Below are 17,208 nucleotides of genomic sequence, written 5' to 3' on the forward strand. Positions count from 1 at the left end.
GTCTATTTGTTACAGTTCTGTGTTTTTTTAACTTTATTTTAAAACTTCTTCACAGGTGAAAACTTCTTTTAAGCGAACACCTTTTTCCGTTTTTTCTACTGTAATTATCTCATTATGTGCATCGTGTTCTAAAAATAGATAATAATTATTTTCAGCTGCGGCATTCATAAATTTAGCTTTTTCATCCATAGTTAAAAGCGGACGCGTGTCATAACCCATTACATATGGTATTGGAATGTGCCCGGCAGTTGCTAATAAATCGCCACAAAAAACAATGGTTTTTCCGTTGTAATTGATGTGTGGAATCATTTGTTTTTCAGTATGACCATCTGCAAAGAAAATACCAAAACCCAATTCAGATTCCTGTAAGAAATCTCCATCTGGTCTTTTTACAAAATTCAACTGACCGCTTTCTTGCATTGGAATAATATTTTCATGTAAAAAAGAAGCTTTTTCTCTTGAATTTGGTTTCGTTGCCCATTCCCAATGGTTGTCGTTTGTCCAAAATTTAGCATTTTTAAAAGCAACTTCGAAACCTGTTTTATCTTTGTTCCAATTGACACTTCCACCACAATGATCAAAATGCAAATGCGTCATAAATACATCGGTAATATCATCGCGATGAAAACCAGCCTTTTTTAGTGAATTATCTAATGAATGCTCGCCCCATAACGAATAATATCCAAAAAATTTATCCGATTGTTTGTTGCCCATTCCGGTATCAATCAAGGTTAGTCGGTTGCTGTCTTCAATTAATAAACATCTTGCGGCGATGTCAATTAAATTATTTTCGTCGGCCGGATTGGTTTTATTCCAAATGGTTTTAGGTACCACTCCAAACATAGCACCACCATCTAATTTAAAATTTCCAGCTTCTATAGGATGTAATTTCATGCTTCAGTCATTTTTCTGCCAAATTACAAAAAATACTATAAACAGAAACTATGAATCGATAAGTTATAAAAATGTTAGCAACTCTTGTAAAAAGCAATTTATGGCTTATCTTTGCAGTTAATTTAGACAAAATCAAAATAAGCTATGATTAAAGTATCAGACACAGCGAGTAAAAAAATCATTGCAATGATGCAAGAAGATGGTTTTGATGCGACCAAAGATTACGTGCGAGTAGGCGTAAAAAGTGGTGGTTGTTCCGGTTTGTCTTATGAATTAAAATTTGACAAAGAAATTGGAGAAAACGATAAAATATTTGAAGATAATAATGTAAAAATTGCCGTTGAGAAAAAGAGTTTTCTTTATTTGGCAGGAACTATATTAGAATTTTCGGGTGGTTTAAACGGAAAAGGATTTGTTTTTAACAATCCAAATGCACAAAGAACGTGTGGATGTGGAGAGAGTTTTTCGTTATAAAATTTAAAGATTGAAAAATTAAATGATTTAAAGATTATGACGAAATCTTTTGAAGAATTTGAAGTACACAAGAAAGGTGTTTTGCTTACAAAACAAGTTTTTAAATTATTGAATAATTCTTCATTAGAGAAAGAATTTGGTTTTAAAGATCAAATTAAAAGAGCTGTAATTTCGATTACAAATAATATAGCTGAAGGTTCAGAATATAACAACAATAAGCAATTCATTCGATATTTAAAAATTGCAAAAGGGAGTTGTGCTGAAGTTAGAAATATGCTACTATTAGCAATAGAATTAGAATTTTGTACAGAAAATGAAATGCAAGATAGTTTTCAATTAACAATTGAGATTTCTCAAAACATTTCTAATTTTATAAAGTATTTAGATTCAAAATTAGAAAAATGATAGTTTGAAGGTTTTATGGGAATTTTTAAATTCTTCAATCTTTAAATTTTTAAATTAAAAAAATGAGCAAATACACAGAAGACGACTTAAAAGTCGAATTAGAAAATAAAGAATACGAATACGGATTTTATACCGAATTGGACTCGGAAACGTTTCCTATTGGGTTAAATGAAGACATCGTTCGTGCCATTTCAAAGAAAAAAGAAGAGCCTGAATGGATGACAGAATGGCGCTTAGAAGCTTTTCGTGCTTGGTTAGAAATGATTGAGCCTGAATGGGCAAATGTGCATTATGAAAAACCAGATTTTCAAGCGATTTCGTATTATTCGGCACCTAAAAAAGCCGATCCGAATAAAAAATTAGAAGACGTTGATCCAGAGCTTTTGGCGATGTACAAAAAGTTAGGAATTTCAGTTGACGAACAAAAGAAAATGAACAATGTGGCGATTGATATTGTGGTAGATTCTGTTTCTGTAGCAACGACTTTCAAGAAAACATTAAACGAAAAAGGAATAATTTTCTGCTCAATTTCTGAAGCTATAAAAGAACATCCAGAATTAGTTCGTAAACATTTAGGAACGGTTGTTCCACAGAAAGATAATTTCTATGCGGCTTTAAATTCGGCGGTTTTTTCTGACGGAAGTTTCTGTTATATTCCAAAAGGTGTTCGTTGTCCTATGGAATTATCAACATATTTCCGTATCAATCAAGGTGGAACAGGTCAGTTTGAAAGAACGTTACTAATTGCAGACGAAGGAAGTTATGTTTCGTATTTAGAAGGTTGTACAGCTCCAAGTCGTGATGAAAACCAATTGCACGCAGCCGTTGTAGAATTAATTGCAATGGACGATTCCGAAATTAAATATTCAACGGTTCAAAACTGGTATCCAGGAAACAAAGAAGGAAAAGGTGGTGTTTATAATTTTGTAACCAAAAGAGGTCTATGTGAGAAAAACGCTAAAATTTCTTGGACGCAAGTAGAAACAGGTTCGGCTGTAACTTGGAAATACCCTTCATGTGTTTTGAAAGGCGATAATTCAATCGGAGAGTTTTACTCGATTGCCGTTACAAATAATTTCCAACAAGCCGATACAGGAACAAAAATGATTCATTTGGGAAAAAACACGAAATCAACTATCATTTCTAAAGGTATTTCAGCAGGAAAATCACAAAACAGTTATAGAGGATTAGTGCAAATTGGAGCAAGAGCTGAAAACGCGCGAAACTTCTCACAATGTGATTCGCTTTTAATGGGAAATAATTGTGGCGCACACACTTTTCCATATATTGAAAGTAAAAATGCTTCGGCAAAAATTGAACACGAAGCTACGACTTCAAAAATTGGTGAAGACCAAGTGTTTTATTGCAACCAACGTGGAATCCCAACCGAAAAAGCAATTGCCTTAATAGTAAACGGATTCAGCAAAGAAGTATTGAACAAATTACCTATGGAATTTGCAGTGGAAGCACAGAAGTTGTTGGAAATTTCGTTAGAAGGTTCAGTAGGATAATCAATTTTAAAATTAGAATAAATAACACATTTACAAAATGTTACAAATAAAAAACTTACACGCTTCGGTAGAAGACAAAGAAATATTAAAAGGAATCAACCTTGAAATTAAAGCAGGAGAAGTTCATGCGATTATGGGACCAAATGGTGCTGGGAAATCAACCTTATCTTCAATCATTGCTGGAAACGAAAACTATGAAGTTTCTCAAGGAGAAATCTTTTTAGACGGAGAAGAAATTTCAGAATTAGCTCCAGAAGAAAGAGCGCATAAAGGTGTTTTCTTATCGTTTCAATATCCTGTGGAAATTCCAGGTGTTTCGGTAACGAATTTCATCAAAACGGCAATCAACGAAAGTAGAAAAGCCAACGGAAAAGAGGAAATGCCAGCAAACGAAATGCTGAAATTAATTCGTGAAAAATCAGAATTATTGGAAATGGACAGAAAATTCTTGTCGCGTTCGTTAAACGAAGGTTTTTCGGGTGGTGAGAAGAAACGTAACGAGATTTTTCAAATGGCAATGTTAGAACCAAAAATCGCAATTCTAGACGAAACCGATTCAGGTTTAGACATCGACGCGTTACGAATTGTGGCCAATGGTGTAAACAAATTAAAAAACAAAAACAATGCGGTGTTAGTGATTACGCACTACCAACGTTTGTTAGATTATATCGTTCCAGATTTCGTTCACGTTTTAATGGACGGAAAAATCGTAAAAACTGGCGGAGCTGATTTAGCTTTAGAATTAGAAGAAAAAGGATACGACTGGATTAAAAACGAATTAAATTAGTTTACAGTCTCTGTCACAGTTATCAGATGACTGTGACTGAACACTGCGCTGAACACTAAACACAATGGAATTAAAAGATAAATTATTAGCTTCTTTCATGGCTTTTGAAGAAAAGATTGATACACATTCTGATCTTCATGAGCTAAGAAGTAACGCCATAAAAAATTTCGAAAACAAAGGTTTCCCTACAAAAAAAGAGGAAGCTTGGAAATATACTTCGTTAAATGCGATTTTGAAAAATGATTTTTCGGTTTTCCCAAAGAAAGAAAATGCGATTGAATTTAAAGATGTAAAAAAGTATTTCTTACACGAGATTGATACGTATAAAGTAGTTTTCATCGACGGAATTTTCAGTTCATTTTTGTCTTCTACTACACATGATGGTTTAGACGTTTGTTTGATGTCTTCGGCATTAACAAAACCTAAATACAAAATGGTAGTTGACACCTATTTTAACCAAGTTGCAAGCAAAGAAGAGAGCTTAACTTCTTTAAATACGGCTTTTTCATTGGAAGGTGCTTATATCAACATTCCGAAAAGTAAAGTGGTTGAAAAACCTATCGAAATTATTTATTTCTCAACAGGAAATGAAGCGGCTTTGATGGTACAACCTCGTAATTTGGTCATTGTGGGAGAAAATGCTCATGTGCAAATTGTAGAACGTCATCAAAGTTTGAATTCAAATCCCGTTTTAACCAATTCGGTTACTGAAATTTTCGCTCAAAAACGTGCGATTGTAGATTATTACAAAATTCAAAACGATGTGCAAACAGCGAACCTGATTGACAACACCTACATTGCTCAAAAGCAAGAAAGTAGAGTAGCGGTGCATACGTTCTCGTTTGGCGGAAACATCACTAGAAACAACTTGAATTTCTATCATCAAGGTGAAAGAATCGATTCCACGTTGAAAGGAATTACCATTATTGGCGACAAACAACACGTAGATCATTATACTCTGGTACAACACGCAACACCAAATTGCGAAAGCCACCAAAACTACAAAACAATTTTAAACGATAGTTCAACAGGTGTTTTCAATGGAAAAATTTTCGTAGAAAAAGAAGCACAAAAAACCGATGCATTTCAACAAAACAACAATATTTTAATTGGCGATAAAGCTACCATCAACGCAAAACCACAATTGGAAATCTTTGCCGATGATGTAAAATGTTCCCATGGTTGTACTATTGGACAATTAGATGAAAGCGCGATGTTCTATATGCAACAACGTGGAATTCCTAAAAAAGAAGCCAAAGCCTTGTTGATGTATGCGTTTACAAGCGAAGTAACCAACAGCGTAAAAATTCCAGAATTAAAAGCAAAAATTGCCCGTATTATCGCGGATAAATTAGGCGTAAATATGGGATTTGATTTGTAATAAAATTTTAGATATATTTTAAAACCGCCTTTTGGGCGGTTTTTTTATTTTGATTCCAACCTTTTTATGTAAATTGAACCCTAATTAAGGTAAATATCGTTTATGAAATGTAAAACAGTTATAATTCTTCTTATGTTTATGAATCTTTTTTTTGCTCAAACAGCAATTAAACAAGATTCTGTTTTCGCAAAAAAGATCAAAATTTTCAATACGAATTATAAGGAATTTGAAGTAATTGAAAATATTGTTTATGCTGTAACTAATAGCAATTATTTAATTGTTTTTGATTTAAAACAGGATAAAATTATTAAAGTCGAAAGAGAAGTAATTTCTGTTGCTAAAAACAACAAACAAGAAATAGTATTCTTAAACAGACATAATCAAATAATTAGATATAAAAATGGTAAAGTAAAACAAATTAACATTGTCTGCGAGCCATATAAATTGATGTTAGACAGAAAAAATAATCCAATTGTAATTAGTGATAAAGGATTAATTTATGATAATAAAATATTTGAGCCTTTAAATGTTAAATATAAGAGTGTTTTTTATGGAGTAAAATCTATAGATGATAAAAAAAGGGTTTTTATGAATCCAGATTTAATTTTTTTGGATAGCAAGAATAGATTATGGCTTACATATGACAGAGGGGAATTTGGTGAAGATATATTGTTTTTCGACTTAGAAAAAAGAGAATTTTATAAAGATGATTATTTGAGTATTGATATTGATTATCAGAAAACAAACGAAAATCAAGATATATATTTTCAAGATTTATATAAAACTTTTCCTGATAAAATTAAAGTTATGGAAAAAGATACATTATATAAATTTCCTAATCAGTTACCTATTTATAATCCAATTCGAGGAATTGTTGAGAAAGATGGAAACTTTTTCATTTCGCAGAGTTTAATTCATTTTTTTATCAACAGTTATTTTTATTTAATTTGTGATTTTGATAATGAAGATTTTTATAAATCATTAGATTTAACTAATAGTTTATTAGAGGTTCAAGATCCAAAAGGTTTTGCAATGGTTAACGAGTTTTTAGGGCCGTTACATCTTAATAAATTTAATAATTCTGTTTATTATTATTCTGACAAAGGCTTTTTTAAAATAATTGAAGATGAAGGAAAATATAACAAAGAATTTATTTTTAAGCCCTGGATAACTTGGTCTGCAACAAACAGAAACAATCTTGGAGCAGATATTAACGTCACCAAATTCGAGTTTATTTCCGAAAACGAACTTGTATTTCTAACCACAAACAATGGAATTGGTTACTATAATGGAACAGAAGTTAAATATTTTCAATAGATTTTAACCTTTATTTATTCCAATTATAAACAATCAAATCGTAAATTTGTGCTCAAATTGTATGAAAATGTTTGATGTTCAAAAAGTAAGAGCTGATTTTCCCATTTTATCGCAAAAAGTAAATGGCAAACCCTTGGTGTATTTTGATAACGGTGCCACTTCGCAAAAACCGCAAGTGGTTATTGATGCTGTTTCGAAATATTACAGCGAAATCAATGCTAATATTCACCGTGGTGTGCATACCTTAAGTCAATTGGCTACGGATGCGTATGAAGTTTCGAGAAATACGATTCAAAATCACTTAAACGCCAAACACAATCACGAAATCATTTTTACTTCGGGTACTACGTTCGGAATTAATTTGGTGGCTAATGGTTTTGCAAGTTTACTTCAAACGGGTGATGAGGTGATGGTTTCGGCTTTAGAACACCATAGCAACATTGTTCCTTGGCAATTTTTGTGTGAAAAAACAGGAGCGAAGTTGGTGGTAATTCCAATGAATGAAAAAGGGGAATTAATCCTTTCCGAATTCGACAAATTACTTTCCGAAAAAACGAAAATTGTAACTGTTAATCACATTTCAAATGCTTTAGGAACGGTTAACCCAATTGAATACATCATCAAAAAAGCACATGGAGTAGGAGCAGCCGTTTTAATCGACGGAGCACAAGCAACACCACATTTACGCCCTGATGTGCAAGTTTTGGATTGTGATTTTTATGTTTTTTCAGGTCATAAAGTGTGTGGACCAACAGGTGTTGGAATTTTGTACGGAAAAGAAGAATGGTTACGCAAATTACCGCCCTATCAAGGCGGAGGCGAAATGATTGCTGAGGTTACGTTCGAAAAAACAACTTATGCCGATTTACCACATAAATTTGAAGCAGGAACACCAAACATCGAAGGCGGAATTGTTTTAGGAACCGCCATTGATTATATGAATTCAATTGGCTTTGATAACATCGCAGCTTACGAACAAGAATTATTAGATTACGGAACCAAAAGATTACAGGAAATAGAAGGTTTAACCATTTTTGGAACAAGTGAAAACAAAGCTTCGGTAATTTCGTTTAACATAGAAGGAATTCATCCGTATGACATTGGCACAATTATCGATAAGTTAGGTATAGCGGTTAGAACTGGTCACCATTGTGCCCAACCTATTATGAATTTTTTCAATATTCCAGGAACCATTAGAGCAAGTTTTGCTTTTTATAATACCAAGGAAGAAATTGATATCTTTGTAGAAGCGGTTAAAAAAGCACAAATGATGTTGTCTTAAAAAAAAAAAATTAATCAGATGAAAGCAATTACATTTTTAGCAACTTTGATTATCACAATTACTGGGTGTAATTGTAAAAAAAACACTGTTCATTCTAATGGATTGACACAAGAAGGAATTTCAAATAATAACCAATCTGAAGTCGTGATGCAAAACAATATACCAGTAATAAAGTATCAAGCAATGGCTCGTAATATTTCGCTGAACGTAAAAGTTGAAAATCAAGTATTGTATGTTTCACGTGTGCGTGATTTTAAAGATTATGAAGAAAAAACAAAAATCTCAGACGCTGATTGGCAAGAAATTTCAACATTAGCAAAAGCAGTTGATTTGTCTAAAGTGAAAGACATGAAATGGCCAACAGAGAAAAGATTTTACGATGGAGCTCCTCATGCCAATATCACTTTTATTTCAGATGGTGTTGAATATCCGGCTAATGGTTTTGATCATGAATTTCCACCGGTTGAAATAGAAAAATTGGTAAATATAATTGTGAAATTGACCGAAAAATAAAAATGACAATAAAAGAAATACAAAATGAGATTGTAGATGAGTTTTCAATGTTTGACGATTGGATGCAACGCTACGAATACATCATCGAATTAGGGAAAACACTTCCGTTGATTGACGAACAATACAAAATAGATGAAAATATCATCAAAGGTTGCCAATCAAAAGTTTGGGTACACGGCGAAGAACAAGACGGAAAAATTGTTTTCACAGCCGATAGCGATGCTATTTTAACCAAAGGAATTATTGCAATTTTAATTCGAGCGTTTTCTAATCAATCTCCAAAGGATATTTTAGATGCTAATACAGATTTTATTGATGAAATAGGTTTAAAAGAACACTTGTCGCCAACACGAGCTAACGGTTTAGTTTCGATGATAAAACAAATAAAAATGTATGCTTTGGCATTTCAATCAAAGCAATAAATAATTAAAAATATGGAAGAATTTAACGATACAATCAACTTAGGCGAAGACGTAGTCAAAGTTTTAAAAGGAATTTACGACCCAGAAATTCCAGTAGATATTTACGAATTAGGTTTAATCTACGACGTGATGATTAATGAGGATAATGATGTAAAAATTTTAATGACCTTAACATCACCAAATTGTCCAGTAGCTGAAACGCTACCTCAAGAAGTGGAGGAAAAAGTAAAATCTATCGATGCCGTAAAATCTTGTGAAGTAGAAATTACATTTGACCCGCCTTGGAGCAAAGATTTAATGAGCGAAGAAGCGAAGTTAGAATTGGGAATGCTTTAAATAAGTAATCAGTGTTCAGTTTTTAGTGGGCAGTTTGCTGAACACTAATTTCTGAACATTGAACACTAGAATATGGACGAAATTATAAACAAAGTAGCGCAAAGTTCTTTGATGGTATTCGATTTAGAAGATTACTATCCAGATGATCATGTAGTAGATTTAGATATTTCACAATGGTTATTTGAGGGATTCATCTTAAAAGAATCTGATTTTAGGACACAATTAAAAAGCACCGATTGGTCTAAATATGAAGACAAATATGTGGCATTGTATTGTGCTACAGATGCGATACTTCCTGCATGGGCATTTGCTTTAGTTTCGGTTTATTTGGCGCCACATGCATTAAAAGTGATTCATGGCAACAAAGAATTGGCTATTATTGATTGGTATCAAGACGTCTTAGATAAGTTAGATTATACCGATTATTTTCAGAAGCCTTTAATTCTAAAAGGCTGTTCTAAAAAATCAGTTCCTAATCAAGTATATACTTTGGCCATTCAAAAATTAATTAAAGTGGCAAAAAGTGTCATGTTTGGAGAAGCTTGTTCTGCTGTTCCACTTTATAAAAAATAACTTCTATCGATTATACTTTCATTTTATCTTTAAAATTTGGCGCTTTTAAGTAAATAAGTACTTTTGCACCTTCAAATTTTAAAACATAGATAAATGAGAAAATTTTTAATCCCTCTATTATTAATCGTTTCAAATCTTTTTGCGCAAGAAACGGCTACAGATTCAACAAAACATTGGACTCGAAAAGGAGTTTTTACATTTTTAGCAAATCAATCTTCTTTTAGTAACTGGCAAGCTGGAGGGCAAAACAATTTTGCAGGAAATGTTGGTTTTAATTACGATTTCAATTACAAAAATGGCGATTGGAATTGGGATAATAAATGGATTGTTTCTTATGGTTTAACCAAAATTAAAGGAGCAGATACACAAAAAACTGATGATAGAATTGAGCTAAACTCTTTATTAGGGAAAAAAGCTTCTGGATATTGGTTTTATTCTGCTTTTTTAAATTTCAAAACACAAATGGATGCTGGTTTAGATCCAGCTACACAAACAGTTAAAATTTCACATTTCTTTTCGCCTGCTTATTTCCAATTTGGGCCAGGTATGTTATGGAAAAAAAGTGACAATTTAAAAGTGAATATTGCTCCAGCAACGTCTAAATTAATTATGGTTCACAAACATTTCACAGAATTTGGTTCTTCTTTTGGTGTGGAACAAGGTGAAACTTCAAGATATGAATTAGGAGCTGCTGTAAATGGATATTACAAATTCAAACTAATGGAAAATGTTTCAGTTGAAAACACATTGAATTTTTATTCTAATTATTTAGATGAACCTCAAAATGTTGATATTGATTACCAATTGAATATTGTAATGAAAATCAACAAATTTTTGTCAACAAATTTTGCTTTTCAAACAATCTATGATGATAACGCGTTTAGAGGATTCCAAACAAAGCAAGTTATTGGTTTGGGGCTGAACTACGGTTTTTAATTCATAACGACTTAAATAAAGCGAAAAGACCTCAAACGAGGTCTTTTTTTATTCGTTTTCAACTGCGTCTTTGTAATCTGGATATAAAAATTTGTTATAAGGAAATCTCGTAATGTGAATTTCTCTAACCGCTTCATATACTTTTTCTCTAAATTCTTCAAAATTTTGTTTGTTAGTAGCGGATATGAAAAGTGTATTGTTTTCTCCAAGTTTACTCATCCAAGTGCTTTTCCATTCTTCTAAAGTATAATGTTTTGTCGTTTTTTCAACGCTTAAATCATTTTCATCAAAATAAACAGGATGATAAGCGTCAATTTTGTTGAAAACCATAATAGTCGGTTTGTCAGCACTTTTGATATCTTGAAGAATTTGATTAACAGACGCAATATGATCTTCGAAGTCAGGATGTGAAATATCAACTACATGAAGTAACAAATCAGCTTCTCTAACTTCATCTAACGTGCTTTTAAACGACTCTACTAATTGTGTTGGAAGTTTTCTAATAAAACCAACAGTATCACTTAAAAGAAAGGGTAAATTTTTTATTACTGTTTTACGCACAGTGGTGTCAAGAGTTGCAAATAATTTGTTTTCTACAAACACATCACTTTTTCCTACAGCATTCATCAAAGTAGATTTTCCAACATTCGTATAGCCTACTAAGGCTACACGAACCATGGCCCCACGATTGCTTCGCTGGGTAGCCATTTGTTTGTCAATTACTTTAATTTTATCTTTCAGTAACGATATTCTATCACGTACAATACGACGGTCGGTTTCTATTTCGGTTTCTCCAGGACCGCGCATTCCAATTCCTCCTTTTTGACGTTCTAAGTGTGTCCACATTCCAGTTAAACGAGGGAGTAAATATTGGCATTGTGCTAATTCCACCTGTGTTCTTGCATATGAAGTTTCAGCTCGCTGTGCAAAAATATCTAAGATAAGATTGGTTCGGTCTAATACTTTACAATCTAATTCTTTGGTGATGTTTTTAGACTGTGATGGTGTTAATTCATCGTCAAAGATTACGGTTTTAATATCGTTGTCTTTGATATAATACTTAATTTCTTCTAATTTTCCTGTTCCAACAAATGTTTTGGGATTTGGTTTATCCATTTTTTGAGAAAAACGTTTTACAACGGTTCCTCCTGCGGTATAGGTTAAAAACTCCAATTCGTCAAGATATTCATTTAGTTTATCTTCACTTTGATTTTGAGTTACAATTCCTACCACTATTGATTTTTCAAAGTCAATAACTTCTTTCTCTAACATATGCTTTCATTAAGAACACAAAGGTACAAAATAGAACGCATAAAAAAAGCGACTCAATCGAGCCGCTTTTGAATGTATAAGAATTGTAATTAGTTGATTACAATATTATCAATTTGCATGGTTGTAGTTGGTCCACCAGTTCCGTTTCCAACGTATTCAAATACGAAGTAACCGTTTCCAGTAATACCAGCAGGAATATTATAAACACCACTTGGGGTAAAGTTTGTTGGATATCCTGAAGGTAATCCAGGAGAAATTGTAAAACTTGAAGTGATATCTGTTAATGTAGCTGTAGTAATTTGTGTGCCTGGAGTGTAATTTGTAGTATAATATACTTTTAACACATTACCATTATGGAAACCAGCTTTACTTTCAAATGAGAAAGTACTTGCTGCAGTCATGTCAACAGGGACAATAAATAATGTACGATTAGCTTCTGCAGTCCCACCAAAAGATGTCATTTGGATGTATTTGTTTCCACCAAAAGTTTTTACTTGCCAATATCTACTTCCTATTGCTGCATCATTGATGTATTTTGGAAAAATTTGTTGATTTGTTGTAGTATAAGAAGTAAAAGGTTCGTTTAAAGTACCAGAATATACTATGGCAGAACCACCAATTGGAGGATTCATATCAATAGTTAATCTTGGGTTCGTTAAATTTACATCATTTAAAGTTCTAATCATAAATTGGAAGTCACTTCCGTATTTTGTTAAAACACCTCTAACTTTACCATTCTCAGAAGGAATTGTATTAGCAGCGAATGTAGCAAATTCACTTACTCTAACAATGATTTTGTTTCCAAATTCATCAGTAATTTCATGGTTTGTAGCACCACCCAAATTATTTAATGTTGTATCAAAATATTTTTTACCTAATGAAGGATCTGTAAATTGAACTGCATCAAATTCAATCAACATATTTAAATATTGATTATTTTTAGCTTGAGTAATTGTTAAATGTTTAACGATATCATTTTCGTCAACTTTTGTACAACCTCTAGTAATCACATTTTCGTATTCAACACCAGAAATTCTACCTACTTCGTCGTCTGAAGGATCTCCAATAGTTCCATTGTTATATAAAGCACCTATTTCTAATGAAGAAATTTGTGAATTATTATAAAAATATAAAGAATCCATTTTGATGAAAACTTTTCTTCCTGGTTCATATTTTGTATAAAGGTTATATGCATCGATTGGCATCGTAAAACCCTTTGTACCATCAACAGACATTAAAGAGATAGATTTGTAAAAATTCCCTCCTTCATCACTTGATGTGACATAAGCTTCAATAATTTCTTCCACTGCATCGTCTGTATTTTGATACATCTGAGTTGTAGAGGTTGCTAAAGCAGCTACATCCTGAACAGTTTTGTTAGCTGTTAAATCATTACAGTCACCAGATAAGTTTGGTGTACCATAATCGTCGCCGTTAACACAACTTGTTAAAGTTGCAAATACAGCAGCGGTTAAGATTAATTTTAAATTTTTCATAGCTATTAGTTTTTAACAATTTTAATGTTATCCAATTGACAAGTTGTAGTAACCCCGGATTTGCTTCCAGTGTATTTGAATGCAATTCTAACGTTGTCACTTTCATAAGCACTTAAATCAATATTTCCACTGCTTGTAAATACGTCATCAGCTGTTGGCGTAGTAAAAGTTAATGGTGTCCATGTTGCAGTTGCAATTCCAGCAGTTGTTCCATCATAATCTGTTGAAATATATGCTGTCATAGGATAGCCATTTGAAAATCTTGTTTTAGTTGCAAAGGATAAAACTTCTCCAGTTGAAGCAGTAAAATCTAATGCAGGAGTAATTAACCAAGCTATATCATTTGTTCCTGTTGCTGAATAGAATGATGAAAATTCAGCATAAATATTACTATCAAATGTTCTTGCATGCCATAGGCGAGTTGCAGTAGCATTATAATTTACCCATCCTTCTAATGCAATTGCTACTTCGTTTGAACCGCTTCCTGTAGGAGACGATGAAAAACCTTCGTTAAAAGCATAATTATATACTGTTGGAATAACATAATCGTCATCACCAACGCAACTTGTTAGTGTACTTGATACAAGTCCTAACAAAAATATTGTTTTTAAAAATTTAATTTTCATAGAAAAATTTTTTAGAAGTTTATGTAGAAGTTAACAAAGAACGTTCTTCCATATCCATAAAAATATTTAGAACCAAAAGAAGGTGTTCCGTTTGCTTGATCAGCTTGTAAATCAGGGAAAGTTGCTTTTCTTGATTGTTCAAAACCACCTGTTTTATATTCAATATCAAATAAATTGTTTACAGATGCAAAGAAACCTACTGTATTACGATTTGCTTTACTAATTCTCCAAGATTTTCCACCTGTTAAGTTCACTAATGTGAAACTGTCAAATTTTTCTTGTTTTAAAATGTCTCTAACAGTTTCTTGTGTAGCACCAGAATAGTTATCTCCAGTTGAACTGTCAATACTGAAGTTATCAGTTCTTAAAATACTTGCAATATCAATATAGCTATCTGCTAAATAATTCACGTTTGCACCAATCCACCAGAAGTGAGGATCTCTATATTCTAAACCAAAAGAAGCAGCAGTTTGTGGCATACCAGCTTGGTGATAATTTTTAAGATAAACAGTTCCAAAATCTGTTAATGAATTATTTCCAGTAGCAGCTAAAGCATCATCGTTAGTTTTTAGTTTTGCATTATCTGAATAAATATATTGACCATAAGAAGCAGCAGCAGTAGCTTTAATAGTTGAAGTAATTTGATACTCTAAACCAAGTTCAGCACCCATGTTTTGTTTATCAATTCCAGTTACGATCTCACTTACGAATGTGTCTTCATCACCACCATCTTCGCCTCCTCCAATTCCTTCTCCATAGAAGAATGAAATTTCAGTTGCATCATTAATTTTAGAATAGAATCCAGTTAAACGTGCTTTGAACTTAGGCGCTCTTAAAATATAACTTGCATCTGCACTTGTTACGCTTTCGCTTACTAAATCTGGAGTAATAACGTTGTTCATTCTAGCATTTGAAAAAGTATTTCTTAAGCTAGGCGCTTTTGTTTGGTATAAACCGTTGAAATCTAAATAATTTCTTCCGTTTAATTTATAAGTTAAACCTCCTTTGAAACCGAAGTTTTCAAAAGTTACGCTTTTTCCTTTTCCAAATGAATTGTCTGCATAAATACCATTTCTATACAAACCTTCTCTTTGGTATTCTGATCTAGAAAAAGATTGTGCTAAATAGAAATCGGCTTTGTCATATGAAAATTTGAATTGTGTAAATCCGTCAAATGTTAAAGCGTGTAATAAATAATTGTACCCATAAGTATCACCTTCAACAACTTGTCTGTTAGGATTGTTTAAGTCTGACTGAGCAGCATCACCTGTGTAGAAAGCATCAATATCAGAAAAATATTGACCACCTAATAAATCTAATAAATTTTGAAAATTGTGAGAACGTAATTTTCTAACATTTACACCAGCATTTAAGCTAATGTTATCAGATAAAGTTGAATTAATAATTGAATTAGCATTCAATAAATTATCATCTGTTCTATCTTCATACAATACATAAATACTTCTTCCTGCAAATGCACTGTTTTGATTAGCAATATACATAGCATTCCAATCAATTTGTGAATGAGTTTTGAAATAATTTTCTGCATTTTGAGCATCTAAATTTTGGTATAATGGAGTTACACCATCAGCTTCAAACAATTGATTTCCTGCATCATCATAAACAAAATCATCCCATAATGAAGGTTGATTAGCATAATAACTCGGTAAGTTTCTGTAATAAGTTGGGTCAGGATTGTTTCCTAATTGATAATCTAATCTTGAGTTTCCAATAGATCCTGTTTGGAAAGCAACATTGGTATTTAAGTTAGTTTTTTCAGATAATTTCCAATAGTGAGATAACATTACCATTGGCTCTTCAATGTCTTTATCTCTAGAATTGCGTTTTTTTCCGTTTTGCCATCCCCAATAAGAATTATATTTAACTCCCATTAAATCATTAACCTCTTTAGTGTTTGGAGATGTTTTTCCTCTACTGTTTTGAGCATACATAGCTGTTAAATTCAAACTATGTTTATCATTAAATTTTTTCTCAACACTTGCAAATAAAGAATTTGCGCCATAATCTGTACCTTCAAAGTAACCTTCTTCAGCCCATCTTCTTGAACCAGAAACTACAAAAGCCCATCCGTCTTTGTCCATTCCTGAGGCGTGCGTTCCCATCATTCTCCAGCTGTAGTTTGTGTTTGTTCCTGACATAGAGATTCTTGTTCCTGGACGGTAAAAAGAAGCTCTAGTATTAATTTCTTGTGTTCCTAATGCACCACCAAAAGTGTAATCAGAAGGAGCTGAACCCATTGTAAATTCTTGGTTTCTAGTCGCATCATTTAGACCTCCCCAGTTACTCCATTGAGGTCTTCCATCATATAATTTATTCATTACGATACCATTAATCATTGTAGTACCATATTCATTATCTAAACCTCTAATTCTAAAACGAGCTTGTCCCCAATTAAATGCAGCAGCTTGTTGATAAGTATCGCGAGTTGCTTGAAGTAATCCCGAAGTACTTTCAGAACCACTATTATCGTCTCCTAAGTCGTTTTCAGTAATTGTTACTAAACTTAATTGTTGCTCAGATGTAATGTCTTCTTCTAATACAACAACTCCTAAATCCATTGTTTCTCCGTTAGATGGTTCTAACATAAAAGTCTGTTGGTTGTATCCTGTAGATTTAACTACTAATACTTGGTCTCCAGCAGGAATAGTTTGAAATACAAAATTTCCATCAATATCTGTAAGGGCAGATTGGTTGGTGCTTTGAATAATAGCAACAACATTTTGTAATGGTTTTTGACTTTTAGCATCGATAACCTTACCTTTTAAGGCTGGATTCTGCTGTGCAAAAACAAAAACAGCTTGCAGCACTAGTAAAGTGCTTAATACAAGTTTTTTCATAAAGAATATTAAAATTAATACTAATTTAATGTTAAGACGTTAAAAACTTAACAGCCTACAAATGTATAACTTTTAATAATATTATTTACCTTTGGCACCCAATTTGTATTAAACTTGATAATAAT

17 protein-coding genes are annotated in these 17,208 nt (G+C 32.5%); 12 read left to right on the top strand and 5 right to left on the bottom strand.

Going from position 1 to position 17,208, the window contains the following annotated elements; translation table 11 throughout:
- Positions 1-33 precede the first annotated feature (33 nt).
- Entirely contained in the window at positions 34-894 is an 861-nt protein-coding gene (locus tag VK164_RS10935; protein WP_324209379.1) for an MBL fold metallo-hydrolase, read from the bottom strand.
- A gap of 144 nt (positions 895-1,038) precedes the next feature.
- Here VK164_RS10935 and VK164_RS10940 point away from each other — a divergent pair, with 144 nt between their 5' ends.
- The 12 genes from VK164_RS10940 to VK164_RS10995 all read left to right on the top strand — a co-directional run bounded on the left by VK164_RS10940 (position 1,039) and on the right by VK164_RS10995 (position 10,831).
- Positions 1,039-1,368, top strand: coding sequence for an iron-sulfur cluster assembly accessory protein (locus VK164_RS10940; protein WP_324209380.1), 330 nt, complete (start codon positions 1,039-1,041; stop codon positions 1,366-1,368).
- A 36-nt stretch (positions 1,369-1,404) separates the two neighbouring features.
- The gene (locus tag VK164_RS10945; protein WP_324209381.1) at positions 1,405-1,773 is read left to right on the top strand and encodes a four helix bundle protein; all 369 of its coding nucleotides are present in this window, start codon (positions 1,405-1,407) and stop codon (positions 1,771-1,773) included.
- Between the two features lie 62 nt (positions 1,774-1,835).
- Positions 1,836-3,284: a Fe-S cluster assembly protein SufB gene (sufB, locus tag VK164_RS10950; RefSeq protein ID WP_324209382.1), complete on the top strand. Its 1,449-nt coding sequence runs from the start codon at positions 1,836-1,838 to the stop codon at positions 3,282-3,284.
- 37 nt (positions 3,285-3,321) lie between these two features.
- Positions 3,322-4,071, top strand: coding sequence for a Fe-S cluster assembly ATPase SufC (gene sufC / locus VK164_RS10955; RefSeq protein WP_324209383.1), 750 nt, complete (start codon positions 3,322-3,324; stop codon positions 4,069-4,071).
- Positions 4,072-4,135: 64 nt separating this feature from the next.
- Entirely contained in the window at positions 4,136-5,452 is a 1,317-nt protein-coding gene (sufD, locus tag VK164_RS10960) for a Fe-S cluster assembly protein SufD (protein ID WP_324209384.1), read from the top strand.
- Between the two features lie 138 nt (positions 5,453-5,590).
- On the top strand, positions 5,591-6,769 hold the full coding sequence (locus tag VK164_RS10965; RefSeq protein ID WP_324209385.1) for a hypothetical protein: 1,179 nt from the start codon (positions 5,591-5,593) through the stop codon (positions 6,767-6,769).
- A 67-nt stretch (positions 6,770-6,836) separates the two neighbouring features.
- Positions 6,837-8,051, top strand: coding sequence for a cysteine desulfurase (locus VK164_RS10970; RefSeq protein WP_324209494.1), 1,215 nt, complete (start codon positions 6,837-6,839; stop codon positions 8,049-8,051).
- A gap of 18 nt (positions 8,052-8,069) precedes the next feature.
- Entirely contained in the window at positions 8,070-8,564 is a 495-nt protein-coding gene (locus tag VK164_RS10975; protein ID WP_324209386.1) for a hypothetical protein, read from the top strand.
- Positions 8,565-8,566: 2 nt separating this feature from the next.
- Positions 8,567-8,986, top strand: a complete 420-nt coding sequence (locus VK164_RS10980; RefSeq protein WP_262317343.1) for a SufE family protein — start codon at positions 8,567-8,569, stop codon at positions 8,984-8,986.
- A gap of 12 nt (positions 8,987-8,998) precedes the next feature.
- Positions 8,999-9,322, top strand: a complete 324-nt coding sequence (locus VK164_RS10985) for an SUF system Fe-S cluster assembly protein (RefSeq protein WP_298655530.1) — start codon at positions 8,999-9,001, stop codon at positions 9,320-9,322.
- A 72-nt stretch (positions 9,323-9,394) separates the two neighbouring features.
- Positions 9,395-9,895: a DUF2480 family protein gene (locus tag VK164_RS10990; protein ID WP_324209387.1), complete on the top strand. Its 501-nt coding sequence runs from the start codon at positions 9,395-9,397 to the stop codon at positions 9,893-9,895.
- 93 nt (positions 9,896-9,988) lie between these two features.
- Positions 9,989-10,831, top strand: coding sequence for a DUF3078 domain-containing protein (locus VK164_RS10995; RefSeq protein ID WP_324209388.1), 843 nt, complete (start codon positions 9,989-9,991; stop codon positions 10,829-10,831).
- Positions 10,832-10,879: 48 nt separating this feature from the next.
- On the opposite strand, the gene hflX is transcribed toward VK164_RS10995, so the two are convergent.
- The 4 genes from hflX to VK164_RS11015 all read right to left on the bottom strand — a co-directional run bounded on the left by hflX (position 10,880) and on the right by VK164_RS11015 (position 17,083).
- The gene (gene hflX, locus VK164_RS11000) at positions 10,880-12,103 is read right to left on the bottom strand and encodes a GTPase HflX (protein ID WP_324209389.1); all 1,224 of its coding nucleotides are present in this window, start codon (positions 12,101-12,103) and stop codon (positions 10,880-10,882) included.
- Between the two features lie 89 nt (positions 12,104-12,192).
- A complete protein-coding gene (locus VK164_RS11005) occupies positions 12,193-13,599 on the bottom strand; it encodes a DUF5689 domain-containing protein (protein WP_324209390.1) in 1,407 nt (468 codons plus the stop codon).
- 5 nt (positions 13,600-13,604) lie between these two features.
- Positions 13,605-14,225, bottom strand: a complete 621-nt coding sequence (locus VK164_RS11010) for a choice-of-anchor J domain-containing protein (RefSeq protein ID WP_324209391.1) — start codon at positions 14,223-14,225, stop codon at positions 13,605-13,607.
- 11 nt (positions 14,226-14,236) lie between these two features.
- Complete coding sequence (locus tag VK164_RS11015; protein WP_324209392.1) at positions 14,237-17,083, bottom strand: TonB-dependent receptor; 2,847 nt, start codon at positions 17,081-17,083, stop codon at positions 14,237-14,239.
- Positions 17,084-17,208: the final 125 nt, after the last annotated feature.

The sequence above is a fragment of the Flavobacterium sp. genome (assembly GCF_035299005.1).
Classification (GTDB): Bacteria; Bacteroidota; Bacteroidia; order Flavobacteriales; family Flavobacteriaceae; genus Flavobacterium.